Origin of the sequence: Maribellus luteus (assembly GCF_003576475.1) — a bacterium.
In the GTDB taxonomy this organism is placed as follows: Bacteria; Bacteroidota; Bacteroidia; order Bacteroidales; family Prolixibacteraceae; genus Draconibacterium; species Draconibacterium luteum.
In genome coordinates this window covers 22,037-34,769 of sequence record NZ_QWGR01000013.1, presented here as the reverse complement: position 1 = coordinate 34,769, position 12,733 = coordinate 22,037, and the positions used below count along the sequence as shown (strand labels likewise).

Here is a 12,733-nt window from a genome sequence, read left to right as displayed (position 1 = left end):
CATTCTAAAGTTTGAAGTCGATTTTATCCTTATCAGCTTTGCTGATATTTGGGACGTATTTCCGTTTTCCTCCAATATCTCTGTAGCAATCCAGTAACTGTCTTCAGTTAACTGTCCTTCGCCGTCATCTGTGCTTATTGTTAATCGAATTACAGAACTGTCATTAGAATTAAATGGAGTGCGATCACGATTTTCGCTTGCGGTCAACTGCGTTATCGCCATTAAAAAGGTTAATAGGAGAGTTGCGGTTTTCATTACGGGCAAATTAAATTATAAATTAGGATTTCATGAATAAAAGTGCAGATAGTTTTAATGTAAGTTATTGATAAATGAGAGACTGGCTGTTTTTATTTAGTGGATAGGCGCATTTGGTGAGATTTTACCAATAAAGTCTTTGGAGTATATAGTTAGTCCAGAATCACATTTTCAATATTCGAGAGAATGTTGAGTTGCTCTTTCAGAAATTAAATAATTTGTCTATTTTCGTGCACGTACACGGAAACGAGATTTGGATCAGTAACGTATCAATCTAAACAGCAAAAATGGAACTTGGAAAATACAGTTTTGGAGTAGGAGACCGCTTCAATCATGAAGGAGAAGCACAGCTAAGTGCACTTATCATTGCCACTTCGGAGGGAATCGAAATTACCCCGGTATGGAATAAATCGAATCGCGAACACAACATCGTTCACTCCGAACCGGAAGGAACAAGAAGAGAGGCCGACAGCGCCGTTAAAAATCAGGGATGGGAAGGCCCTTACTTTGTGGACGCCGACCATATCAATCTAAGCAATGTGGATCGTTTTATCAATCATTGCGATTTTTTTACCCTGGATGTGGCCATGTACATCGGTAATGAAAGTTCAGCAGAAGATATTGCCAGCTTCAAAAACTCATGTAGTGCTTTGGGTAATCAGGTAGAAATTCCGGGAATCGCAGAGCCGATTGTTATCACCGATTCGTTGCTGGATGAAGTAGCCGGAAAATACCTGGCAGCAATCAAAGAGGCGGGAGAAATTTACCGGCACATTGAGTCGTTCAAAGGAAAAGGCAAATTTGTGACCGAAGTTTCGATGGACGAAGTGGAAACTCCGCAGACCCCGGTTGACATGTTTTTTATTTTGAAAATGATTGCAGACGAGGATATACCGGCACAAACCATTGCCCCAAAGTTTACAGGGCGTTTTAATAAAGGTGTCGATTACGCAGGCGATGTTGATCAGTTTGCAAAAGAATTTGAGCAGGATGTGTTGGTGATTGATTATGCGGTGAAAGAGTTTGGTTTGCCCGAGGATCTGAAACTCAGTGTGCATTCAGGTTCCGATAAATTTACCATCTACCCGGTTATGGCTGAAATTATCGCGAAATACGACAAAGGTATTCATGTAAAAACCGCCGGAACAACCTGGTTGGAAGAAGTGATTGGTTTGGCGATTTCGGGCGACGAAGGATTGGCGGCAGCCAAGGAAATTTATGCAAAGGCACTGGCCCGTAAGGATGAATTGTGTGCACCTTATGCCGATGTGATCGATATTGACGACAGCAAATTGCCAACAGTGGAGGAGGTAGAAAGCTGGTCGGGCGAAAAATACGGTGACACCTTACGCCACATTCCCGGTCATCCGGATTACAATCCCAATTTCCGCCAGTTGATCCACGTGGGCTACAAAGTCGCTGCTGAAATGGGAGAGAGGTATACCGATCTGCTCAAAAAATACGCCGATGTAGTTGGAGGCTGTGTAGAGGAAAACATCTACGAAAGACATTTGAAAAGACTTTTCGACTTACAATAATTACAACTTCGGACTCCGGGCAGCCGGTTTTCGACTAAAGAATATCCTATGAAACCATTTATGGATAAAGACTTTCTTTTGCAAAACGATGTTGCAAAGGAACTGTATCATAATCATGCGGCGAAAATGCCGGTTTTCGATTACCACTGTCACATCAATCCTAAGGAGATAGCCGAAGACAGGCAATTCAAAAATATAACCGAAATCTGGTTGGCGGGCGATCACTACAAATGGCGGGCCATGCGCACCAATGGTGTTGATGAACGCTATTGCACGGGCGATGCCAGCGATTACGAAAAGTTTGAGAAATGGGCGGAAACGGTTCCAAATACCCTGCGAAATCCTTTGTACCACTGGACTCATCTGGAGTTGAGACGGTTTTTCAATGAGGAGCGTTTGCTGAGTCCATCCACTGCCAAAGGAATTTGGGAAGCATGCAATGCAAAATTGCAAACACCCGAATATTCGTGTCGTGGGATCATAAAAATGGCCAATGTACATACCATCTGTACAACCGATGATCCGGTGGATTCACTGGAATACCATCGCGCGATTAAAGCCGACGGCTTTGAAACAGAGGTTCTGCCTGCCTGGCGTCCTGATAAGGCCATGGCGGTGGAAAATTCAAAAGTTTACAACCAATATATCGATAAACTAGAGGAAGCCGCCGATGAAAACATTCGTACTTTTTCGGACCTGATGGATGCACTCGACAACCGGCACCAGTTTTTTCACGACAATGGTTGTCGTTTAAGTGATCACGGTGTTGAAACGGTTTTGGCCGAAGATTATTCCGAAGCGGAAATTGAAAAGATTTTTGCAAAAGTAAGAGGTGGAAGCGATCTTTCGAAAGAAGAGGTACGCAAGTTTCAGTCAGCCATGTTGTACGAATTTGGAATCATGGATCATTCGCGTGGCTGGACACAACAGTTTCATATCGGAGCACTGCGCAACAACAATACCCGTCTTTTCAAACGTTTGGGAGCTGATGTGGGATTTGATTCGATCGCAGATCTTGAAATTGCCCGTCCTTTATCCCGTTTGCTCGATCGCTTGGACATGGAAAACAAACTCAGCCAAACGATTTTGTACAACCTGAATCCCAAAGACAACGAGATGATCGGAACCATGATCGGAAATTTCCAGGATGGTTCGGTGCCCGGTAAAATGCAGTTTGGCTCGGGCTGGTGGTTCCTCGATCAGAAAGACGGTATGGAAAAACAAATGAATGCACTTTCCAATCTTGGTTTACTGAGCCGTTTTGTGGGAATGCTGACTGATTCCCGCAGCTTTCTATCCTACACACGTCATGAATATTTCCGCCGCACACTGTGCAATTTGCTGGGAAAAGACGTTGAAAATGGCGAGATACCGTACGATTTGGAATTGTTGGGTAAGATGGTTGAAAACATTTGCTTCAACAATGCGAAAGAATACTTTAAATTTTAGTGAAATAAGTATTTAGTAGAAGCAACTGAATAAAATATTAGCGTGGATTGCTATCTTTGCAATCGATTGCATGAAAATATAAAAACTGAATCATGGCCAAAATGAACATTAAATCGAAAGCAGAATGCACCTATGATTGCATTTCTCTTGGAGAAGTTATGCTACGACTTGATCCGGGGGAAGGTCGCATACGTACTACCCGTCAATTCAGAGCCTGGGAAGGCGGTGGCGAATACAACGTATCGCGCGGTCTCAGAAGGTGTTTTGGGAAGAAAACAGCTATTGTAACTGCATTGGCTGACAACGAGGTAGGTGCCTTAATCGAAGATTTTATGCTTCAGGGAGGATTGGATACCCAATTTGTAAAGTGGGTGGATTACGATGGTTGTGGCCGTTCTGTTCGTAACGGGTTGAATTTCACCGAAAGAGGTTTTGGTATCCGGGGGGCAAAAGGCGTTTCTGACCGTGGAAATACGGCAGCGTCTCAACTAAAACCGGGTGATATTGACTGGGAATACATTTTCGGAACCTTGGGAGCTCGCTGGATGCATACCGGTGGAATCTTCGCAGCACTTTCCGAAACAGCTGCCGAAACGGTTATCGAAGCCGTAAAAATTGCCAAAAAGCACGGAACGATTGTTTCATACGACCTGAATTACCGCCCCTCGCTTTGGAAAGCCATTGGCGGAGAAGCCAAAGCACAGGAAGTAAACCGCGAAATTGCCAAATATGTGGATGTGATGATCGGTAACGAAGAAGATTTCACAGCTTGTTTGGGACTCGAAGTGGAAGGGAACGATGAAAACCTGAAAGAACTGGATTTGTCGGGTTATAAAAGCATGATTAAAAATGCAATGGCCGAGTTTCCAAACTTCAAGGTGATAGCCACCACTTTGCGTACTGTAAAATCGGCCACCGTAAATTCGTGGGGTGCCATTTGCTATTCCGAGGGTAAAATTCACGAAGCTCAGCTCCGCGAAGACCTGGAGATTATGGACCGTGTGGGTGGTGGAGATAGCTTTGCATCGGGTTTAATTTATGGTTTCCTTGAGTTTAATGACGGAGCCAGGGCCGTTGAATACGGTGCGGCGCATGGTGCCTTGGCCATGACTACTCCGGGTGATACAACCATGGCTACTTTATCCGAAGTGGAAAAAATAATCGGCGGCGGAAGCGCACGTGTTGACCGCTAATTAAAAATAGTATTCAGTCGCAGTTTACAGTGAGTGGCATGTCTTGCTTCAAACGAAAACTGATAACTGCGACTGTCAACTGAAAACTCAAAAAAATGGCAAGATTTTCAAGAATACAAGTCGCACTAACAATGAAAGAAACCGGGATGGTACCGGTGTTCTACCATAAAGATGTGGAAGTTTGCAAACAAGTGGTAAAAGCCTGTTACGAGGGGGGAGTTCGTTTGTTCGAATTCACAAACCGCGGAGATTTTGCCACGCTTGTTTTTGCTGAACTTAACAAATGGGCTATCCAGGAGTGCCCGGAAATGATTCTGGGAGTTGGTTCTATCGTGGATGAGGCAACTGCTGCTATGTACATTGCGCTAGGAACCAACTTTGTGGTAGCGCCGCTGATCGATGAGGGAACAGCAAAAGTGTGCAACAAACGCAAAATTGCCTGGAGTCCGGGCTGCGGTTCGGTTACAGAAATTGGCCGCGCACACGAACTGGGGGCAGAAGTCGTGAAAATTTTCCCCGGTTCGCAGGTTGGGGGGCCAAGCTTTGTAAAAGCCGTTAAAGGGCCTATGCCATGGGCGAGCATTATGCCAACAGGCGGCGTTTCTCCCGACGAAGAAAACCTGAAACAATGGTTCGATGCAGGAGTTACCTGCGTGGGAATGGGATCGCAGCTATTTCCCAAAGAAGTGTTGGCCGAAGGAAATTATGCCTACATTACCGAAAAATGTGCCGAAGCGCTGCAAATCATTCAGCGCCTTAAATCATAGTCTCAATATACTTTGATCGTAAAAAATCAGACTTAAACCAATAAAAATGAAACCTGTTAAAATAATTATTGCCTTACTTTCTTTGGGGATTGTTATGGGGTGCAGTAATGCAAGCCACCACAAAGTGCTCAAGCTGGCGCACGGCCTCGACCCGACACACCCGGTGCACAAAGGAATGGAATTCATGGCACAGCGTCTGGCCGAAAAATCAAACGGACAGCTTACCATTGATATTTATCCGAGCGGACAGCTTGGTTCCGAACAGCAGTGTGTGGAATTACTGCAGATCGGGAGCCTGGCTATTACTAAAGTTTCCGCCGCAGTTATGGAGAGTTTTACCCCAAAGTTCAAAGTACTTGGCTTGCCTTATATTTTCAGAACGAAAGAGCATTCCTTTAATGTTTTTGACGGAGAGATCGGAAAGGAATTGCTGCTGGGTACCGAAGAATACTGGATTCGTGGCTTGTGCTTTTACGATGCAGGCTTCCGGAGTTTTTATACCATCGACAAACCGATCAAAACCCCGGATGATTTGAATGGATTGAAGATCAGGGTAATGAAAAGTCAGAGCGCCATGGAAATGGTAAAAGCGCTGGGAGGTTCTCCAACGCCTATTTCGTGGGGTGAATTATATACCGCGCTGCAAAGTGGGGTGGTGGATGGAGCCGAGAATAATCCGCCTAGTTTGTATACTTCGCACCATTACGAGGTATGCAAAGAGTATTCGCTTGACGAACATACCTGTGTGCCCGATGTGTTGATCATCAGTACCAAAGTATGGAACAGCCTTACCAAAGAGGAACAGAAATGGATGCAGGAAGCGGCCGATGAATCGGTGCCGGTTGAACGGAAATACTGGGCCGAGTCGGTGGAAGAATCGCTGCGGGTTGTGCAGGAGGCAGGGGTGAAAATTCACTATCCTGATAAAAAGTTATTTGCCGATAAAGTTCAGGGGCTTTTGAATAAATACAAGGAAGACAAAGTTTTGGGCGACCTGATTCGAAGAATTGAAGCAGTGGAAGACTAACCTTTAAACCGTTGTAAAACTATGAGACAAAAAATTGACAAGATTATAGAAATTGTATTGGTGGCGCTGATGAGCATCCTGGTTATCGATGTTTTGTGGCAGGTATTCAGTCGCTACGTTCTTTCGGCACCCAGTTCGTTTACCGACGAGCTGGCGGGTTTTCTGCTGATTTGGGTCGGCCTACTTGGTTCTGCTTACGTGGCGGGTAAAAACGAACACCTGGCCATTGACTTGCTGCTTCAGAAAATGAAGGGGATGAAAAAACGCAGGCTGCAAATCATCATTAACAGTATTGTGGGGCTTTTTGCTCTTTTTGTGATGGTAATTGGTGGAGCATGGCTTGTTTACACCCGTTTTTACCTGGGAGTTAACTCTGCTGCGCTGGCTTTGCCGCTTGGTTATGTTTACCTGGTGGTACCTGTCAGCGGTCTGCTTATTATATACTATTCAATCGATAATTCACTCAACCTAAATATTGAAGACTAATGGAATTCCTAGGCGTAATTGTACTGGTAGTAAGTTTTATATTCTTATTGGTGATCGGGGTTCCAATCGCTTTTAGTATTGGGATTTCCGGTATTTTAACCATGTTGGTGACCATCATGCCTTTACCGGCGGCCACCACTTTTGCCCAGCGAATGGCAACGGGGCTCGATAGTTTTGCCCTTTTGGCGATACCCTTTTTTATATTGGCCGGAAACATCATGAACAAGGGCGGAATAGCGATCCGGCTGATTGATTTTGCCCGTGTTCTGGTAGGGCGCTGGCCCGCCGGTTTGGCTTTTGTAAACGTATTTGCCAATATGCTGTTTGGTGCCATTTCCGGTTCGGCAGCTGCCTCTGCTTCTGCCATCGGTAGTATTATGATGCCCGAGTTGAACAAGGAAGGCTACGATAAAAACTTTAGCGCGGCGGTAAACATTACTTCTGCTACTACGGGACTTTCGATCCCTCCGAGTAATATCCTGATCGTATATTCATTGGCCAGTGGCGGGGTTTCCATTACTGCACTTTTCTTGGCCGGTTATGCACCTGGTATTTTAACCGGGCTCGGAATTATGGGAATGGCTTTGGCCATGTTCTCTTACAAACATTTCGGGGTGAAGGGAATGGTTCGGAACGTTTCAAAATTCCTGGCAGTATTGGTTGGAATAGTCCTTGTTGCGGTGGGAATATACAAAGTAAAATCGCTTGTTTCTCCGGGAGCTGCAACGGCTATTTACGGCGGATTGGCTGCTCTTTTTGCCGGTGGTTTCGGATTTTATGCCAGCAAGCACAAACAGGGGGCAAAACGTGCCTTGCGAACTTTTTTAAATGCTTTGCCCAGTTTAATGTTGCTGGTAATTGTGATCGGTGGTATTGTTGCCGGTTTCTTTACCGCGACCGAAGCTTCGGCGGTGGCTGTTCTTTATGCACTGATACTGGCCTTTGTGTACCGCGAATTGTCGTGGAAAGATTTGCCCGATGTGATTCTCCGTTCGGTAAAAACCACCGCCTTCGTATTGTTACTGGTTGCAACCTGTATCGGCCTTTCGTGGATTATGGCGTACGAAAATATTCCGCAAAATGTAAGTGAAGCGCTGCTCGCTCTCAGCGACAATAAATTTGTAATCCTGCTTATTATCAACCTGATTCTGTTGTTTGTGGGCATATTTATGGATATGACACCGGCAGTACTGATTTTCACGCCCATATTTCTTCCGATTGTTACCAACCTGGGGCTCGACCCGATTCATTTCGGAATTATTATGGTACTGAACCTAAGTGTTGGTTTGGGAACACCGCCCGTAGGTTCGTTGCTGTTTATCGGGTGCAGCGTGAGCGAAGTAAAAATCGAAACCGTGGTGAAGCCCTTATTGCCCATGTTTGCGGTTATGATTGTTGTTTTGTTGCTGGTAACCTATGTTCCCGAAATTTCACTCTGGTTGCCGAATACATTAGGATTTTAGGAAAACATCTGTTGAGATACTAAGAATATTTTGCGATGGCTTCACCCTGTGTGAGGCTATCGCTTTTTTATGTCAACGATAAAATACCTTGCGTCATCGAAAAAAATGGCAGAAAGGTTTTCTGCTCTCTACCTTTGAGTAAAAATCAAAAACAAAAGTGTCATGAAAAAGAAAGTATATGTTTTGACAGGATTGATCGCTCTTTTCTTTTCAGGCTGTGTGGTGTTTTCGTTTTACCCGCTTTATACCGAAAAAGATCTTTTTCCGAACGATATTTTAACGGGAGAATGGTTTGAAAACGACGACCAGGTTGTAAAATTCAACAAGGGCGAAGATGTATGGAATTTTGCGCATCCGTACATCGATAAGGAAATGACAGAAGTGGACAGTTGCAGCTATGTTTTAACCTTGCATTCGGAGGAGAACGGAGAAGAAGTTTCATCCACTTTTCTGGTTCATATTGTTAAACTTGCAGGGCAATATTTCCTCGATTTCTATTTAAAGGAGTATCCTAATGACGGTGAATTCAGACTTTCTACTTTTCACGTTATTCCGGTGCATACCATTGCCAAATTAGAGGTGGAAAAAGATGTATTGAAGATCCGCTGGTTTAATCCCGACTGGCTGGCAAAACTGATCCGCGAAAATAAAATCAGGATACATCATGAGGCAAACGACGAGTTTATTTTGCTCACTGCCAAGCCGCAGGAACTTCAGAAATTTGTAACAAAATATGTAAATTCGGAGGAAGCTTTTGAAGATGGTCTGGAAGTGATTCTGCATCGGAAGAACTAATATGTGGCGGAGACTAAAAATATATTTTAACCAGCTGATCAGGAACAGGTTTTTACAGCACCTGTTCTTTTGGTGTCTTTCGTTTCTGGTTTTGATGAACGTACTGAAAGTTTCGGCCGAAGTAAAAACGATTGACCTGATTTATGCGGCCATCTTTCATATTCCGATTGTGGCGGTTGTTTACGTCAACCTGCGCCTGTTGTTCCCGTTTTTTCTCGAAAAAGGCAAGTATCTTTTGTATTCTTTGCTGATTTTGTCGCTGATTGCCCTGGGCTCCGGTTTTTACCTGGTGCTTTTTAATAAATGGGTCGATTACTTTTTTGAAGGCTATTATTTCATTGCTTTTTACGGATTTTGGGACATCTCGCTGTATTTTGCCGTTTACCTGGTGGCTACCAGTTTGCTGCGGCTGGCGCGTGGCTGGTTCCGTCTGCAGGAAATAGAAAGTGAACGTAACAAGGCCGAGCTAAAAGCGCTTCGTTCGCAAATCAACCCGCATTTTCTTTTTAATTCGTTGAACAGCATTTACAGCCTGGCCAGGAAGAATTCAAAAGAAGTTCCGGAGAAAATCGTTCAGTTAAGCGATTTGTTACGCCACATTATTTATGACTCGGACCGCGATTATATCCCGCTTGAAAAGGAGATCGGAATGATCCGGAATTACATCACACTTCAAAACCTGCGAACCGATGAACAGCATAAAATTAACCTGCACGTGGATGGCGAAGTGAAAGAGAAAATGGTTGCGCCGATGGTTATTCTTCCTTTTGTCGAGAACAGCTTTAAACACGGCTTAAAAGGCGGGGCCGACAATGCTTTTGTCAATATCCTGTTAACGGTTTCTGACCATAAACTGGAATTGGAAATTGCCAACAGTAAGGGGAAATCGGCCGGGGAAACAGATTTGCGTTACCAGGGAATCGGAATTGAAAATGTTCGGAAAAGGCTCGAAATGCTTTATCCGGGCAGGCATAAACTGAAAATTACGGAAACGGAACAAACTTTTACTGTAGATTTACAGATCGAAATCAACTGATTGTATGACACTGAACTGCCTGATAATTGACGACGAGCCCCTATCACGGGATGTGCTGACTGACTTTGCCGGGATGTGTCCGGAACTGAACCTGGTAGGTACGTGCAACGATGCCCTCGAAGCCGGGCAAATGCTGGCGAAACAAAAAGTAGACCTGCTTTTTCTGGATATCAATATGCCTAAATTAAGCGGAATCAGTTTTGTAAAAAGCATGAGAGAAAGCCCCTTGTTTATCCTGGTGACGGCATACCCCGAATATGCGCTGGAAGGTTTTGAAATCGATGCAGTGGATTACCTTTTAAAACCTGTTTCGTTTGAGCGCTTCCGGACAGCGGTTAACCGGGCGGTGGAAAGGTATTCTTCGAACAGGGAAAATACGCAGCCGGCACACATTATGCTGCGCGCCGATAAAAAGGACTACCGGATCGAACTGGAGCACATCCTTTACCTGGAAGCCCAAGGCGACTATGTGCGCTTTGTAACCGAAAAACAAAACCTCACTGTTCACGGCACGCTCAAGGAATTTATTGAGATGCTTCCGGCCGCGTGTTTTGAGCGTATTCACAAGTCGTATGTAATTGCATTAAACAAAGTTGAGTACCTCGAGGGAAACCTGGTAAAAGTAGGGGAATACAAACTACCGGTAAGCCTTCATTTCAGGGAAAACCTGCTCGCAAAGTTAAAATGGTAACAAAGCTTGTTTGCCTGGCTCCAAAGCTTTTCGTCAGCACAAATCTTAATCTCAATCAACCTGAACATTTCTTGTATCCATTGGTTTTATTTGCTGAATATAATAAGGGCACCGGAAGGGGAGCCCAATTTTAAGAAGACTAATACAGTTTTGAAGCTGATCGGTATAAAATTCGGGGGAGAGCAAACTCCTTTTTAAATTTCGTGACCTGTGTGGCAGTTTTTAGTTTTCTTTGCAAATTAGTCAGAGATATTCATGGAACAGAAGCAGACAGGAAAAAAAACGAAAGGTAGCGGCAGGATGGGAATGATCAAACTCCTGAAACCTTACAGGAAGATGATTCTTTGGCTGATTGGTTTTACGCTGATCGGGAACGCTGCCAACCTGGTGATTCCAAAAATTATTTCTCACGGCATCGACGCCTATTCCGCCGGTAATTATGTATTGAACACCATTTTGATTCAGTTTCTAATTGCGGTAGGCGTGATCTTTTTGTTTTCGGTACTACAAACCGTGGTACAAACTTACGCTTCAGAAAAAGTGGGTTTTGATCTTCGAAAACAACTTTCCGACAAAATATCGAAACAGAGTTATGCTTTTGTGCTGAAGGCCAACCCTTCTAAATTGCTGACCAACCTCACTTCAGATATGGACGCCGTCAAGATGTTTGTTTCGAACGGTGTTTCGTCCATTGTATCTTCACTTTTTATGATTGTGGGGACTTCGGTGTTTTTGCTGGTCATTAACTGGAAGCTGGCTTTGCTGGTACTTTTGCTGATTCCTTCAGTGGGCTTTAGTTTTTACTTCATTTTAAAGAAATTACGGGTGCAGTTTGTACGCAGCCGCGAAGTGGTCGACTGGCTCAACAAAGTAATCAACGAAAGCATTCTGGGGGCTGCCATTATTCGTGTGATTAATTCGCAGCAAACCGAATATCAGAAATTTCTGAAAGCCAGTGGTGAAGCCCGCGATGTGGGGATTTCGATTGTTACGCTTTTTGCAACGCTCATTCCGTTGATCACTTTTTTTGCCAACCTGGCCACCCTGACCATCCTTGTTCTGGGAGGGCACCTGGTTATTTCCGGAAACCTTTCGTTGGGAGATTTTGCCGCGTTCAACAGTTATGTTACCCTCCTGGTATTCCCCATCATTGTTATTGGCTTTATCAGTAACATGATGGCACAGGCTTCGGCCTCCTACGAGCGGATTGAGTTGGTGTTGAATGCCGAAGAAACCGCTGATACCGGAACCATCGAAAAGGTACTGGACGGCGACATTGAATTAAAAGATGTATCTGTTTTTTACGACGATAAACCGGCTTTGAAAGAGGTTTCATTCCGTGTAAAAGCGGGTTCGCGTACCGCTGTAATCGGGCCAACTGCTGCCGGGAAAACACAACTTTTGTACCTGCTAACCGGCCTGATAAAACCCAATAACGGGCAGATATTGTTTGATGGAACCGATGTAAATGACTACAACAAGGAGACCTTTCAGAACCAGATAGGATTTGTATTTCAGGACAGCGTAATGTTTAATATGACCCTTCGGGAGAACATTGCGTTTAGTGAAACAGTTACTGATGAGTCGCTGAGTAAAGCGATTGAAACAGCTGAATTAAAAGACTTTATCGATACCCTTCCTGCTCGTTTGGATACCATGGTTTCGGAGCGGGGAACCAGTTTGTCGGGCGGGCAGAAACAGCGGATTATGCTGGCGCGTGCTTTGGCGCTAAATCCTAAAATTTTGCTATTAGATGATTTTACCGCGCGTGTTGATTCGCAAACCGAACAGCGAATCCTGAATAACGTTCAGCAGAACTACCCTGATCTGACACTGATTTCGGTAACGCAAAAAATAAGTCCGGTACGCGATTTCGATCAGATTATTCTACTGATGGAAGGCGAGGTGGTGGCTTCCGGCCGGCACGAAACACTGCGGGCTACTTCGCCCGAGTATGTTCAGATTTACGAGTCGCAAAAAAGCACCAGCCATTATGAAGTAAGCCACGATGTAGAGGCCGGGTAATTAATATC

11 protein-coding genes are annotated in these 12,733 nt (G+C 44.5%); all 11 read left to right on the top strand.

The genetic code is table 11. The annotated features are described in order from the left end of the window. The first annotated feature begins 542 nt into the window (after positions 1-542). The 11 genes from D1614_RS18010 to D1614_RS17960 all read left to right on the top strand — a co-directional run bounded on the left by D1614_RS18010 (position 543) and on the right by D1614_RS17960 (position 12,725). Positions 543-1,793, top strand: a complete 1,251-nt coding sequence (locus D1614_RS18010) for a tagaturonate epimerase family protein (protein ID WP_119439372.1) — start codon at positions 543-545, stop codon at positions 1,791-1,793. Positions 1,794-1,841: 48 nt separating this feature from the next. Beyond that, positions 1,842-3,242, top strand: a complete 1,401-nt coding sequence (gene uxaC, locus D1614_RS18005; RefSeq protein ID WP_119439371.1) for a glucuronate isomerase — start codon at positions 1,842-1,844, stop codon at positions 3,240-3,242. A 92-nt stretch (positions 3,243-3,334) separates the two neighbouring features. After that, positions 3,335-4,435 carry a sugar kinase gene (locus D1614_RS18000; protein ID WP_119439370.1) on the top strand — a complete coding sequence of 367 codons (1,101 nt, stop codon included), beginning with the start codon at positions 3,335-3,337 and terminating at the stop codon, positions 4,433-4,435. Positions 4,436-4,530: 95 nt separating this feature from the next. Next, on the top strand, positions 4,531-5,202 hold the full coding sequence (locus tag D1614_RS17995; protein ID WP_119439369.1) for a bifunctional 4-hydroxy-2-oxoglutarate aldolase/2-dehydro-3-deoxy-phosphogluconate aldolase: 672 nt from the start codon (positions 4,531-4,533) through the stop codon (positions 5,200-5,202). Between the two features lie 46 nt (positions 5,203-5,248). Continuing rightward, positions 5,249-6,229 carry a TRAP transporter substrate-binding protein gene (locus tag D1614_RS17990; RefSeq protein ID WP_119439368.1) on the top strand — a complete coding sequence of 327 codons (981 nt, stop codon included), beginning with the start codon at positions 5,249-5,251 and terminating at the stop codon, positions 6,227-6,229. Positions 6,230-6,250: 21 nt separating this feature from the next. Next, positions 6,251-6,715, top strand: a complete 465-nt coding sequence (locus D1614_RS17985; protein ID WP_119439367.1) for a TRAP transporter small permease — start codon at positions 6,251-6,253, stop codon at positions 6,713-6,715. After that, positions 6,715-8,178, top strand: coding sequence for a TRAP transporter large permease (locus D1614_RS17980; protein WP_119439366.1), 1,464 nt, complete (start codon positions 6,715-6,717; stop codon positions 8,176-8,178). Before D1614_RS17985 ends, D1614_RS17980 begins: the two co-directional genes overlap by 1 nt. A 162-nt stretch (positions 8,179-8,340) precedes the next feature. Next, on the top strand, positions 8,341-8,973 hold the full coding sequence (locus D1614_RS17975) for a hypothetical protein (protein ID WP_119439365.1): 633 nt from the start codon (positions 8,341-8,343) through the stop codon (positions 8,971-8,973). Position 8,974: 1 nt separating this feature from the next. Then, entirely contained in the window at positions 8,975-10,009 is a 1,035-nt protein-coding gene (locus tag D1614_RS17970) for a sensor histidine kinase (RefSeq protein WP_119439364.1), read from the top strand. A 4-nt stretch (positions 10,010-10,013) separates the two neighbouring features. Further along, on the top strand, positions 10,014-10,700 hold the full coding sequence (locus tag D1614_RS17965; protein WP_119439363.1) for a LytR/AlgR family response regulator transcription factor: 687 nt from the start codon (positions 10,014-10,016) through the stop codon (positions 10,698-10,700). A 255-nt stretch (positions 10,701-10,955) separates the two neighbouring features. Then, positions 10,956-12,725, top strand: a complete 1,770-nt coding sequence (locus D1614_RS17960) for an ABC transporter ATP-binding protein (protein WP_206610068.1) — start codon at positions 10,956-10,958, stop codon at positions 12,723-12,725. Positions 12,726-12,733 lie beyond the last annotated feature (8 nt).

Excerpts from the sequence above, each read along its gene's own strand:
- D1614_RS17965 (WP_119439363.1), top strand. The coding sequence starts at position 10,014 with ATGACACTGAACTGCCTGATAATTGACGACGAGCCCCTATCACGGGAT.
- D1614_RS17980 (WP_119439366.1), top strand. The coding sequence starts at position 6,715 with ATGGAATTCCTAGGCGTAATTGTACTGGTAGTAAGTTTTATATTCTTA.
- D1614_RS17985 (WP_119439367.1), top strand. The coding sequence starts at position 6,251 with ATGAGACAAAAAATTGACAAGATTATAGAAATTGTATTGGTGGCGCTG.
- D1614_RS17990 (WP_119439368.1), top strand. The coding sequence starts at position 5,249 with ATGAAACCTGTTAAAATAATTATTGCCTTACTTTCTTTGGGGATTGTT.
- D1614_RS18010 (WP_119439372.1), top strand. The coding sequence starts at position 543 with ATGGAACTTGGAAAATACAGTTTTGGAGTAGGAGACCGCTTCAATCAT.
- D1614_RS17970 (WP_119439364.1), top strand. The coding sequence starts at position 8,975 with ATGTGGCGGAGACTAAAAATATATTTTAACCAGCTGATCAGGAACAGG.
- D1614_RS17975 (WP_119439365.1), top strand. The coding sequence starts at position 8,341 with ATGAAAAAGAAAGTATATGTTTTGACAGGATTGATCGCTCTTTTCTTT.
- D1614_RS18000 (WP_119439370.1), top strand. The coding sequence starts at position 3,335 with ATGGCCAAAATGAACATTAAATCGAAAGCAGAATGCACCTATGATTGC.
- uxaC (WP_119439371.1), top strand. The coding sequence starts at position 1,842 with ATGAAACCATTTATGGATAAAGACTTTCTTTTGCAAAACGATGTTGCA.
- D1614_RS17995 (WP_119439369.1), top strand. The coding sequence starts at position 4,531 with ATGGCAAGATTTTCAAGAATACAAGTCGCACTAACAATGAAAGAAACC.
- D1614_RS17960 (WP_206610068.1), top strand. The coding sequence starts at position 10,956 with ATGGAACAGAAGCAGACAGGAAAAAAAACGAAAGGTAGCGGCAGGATG.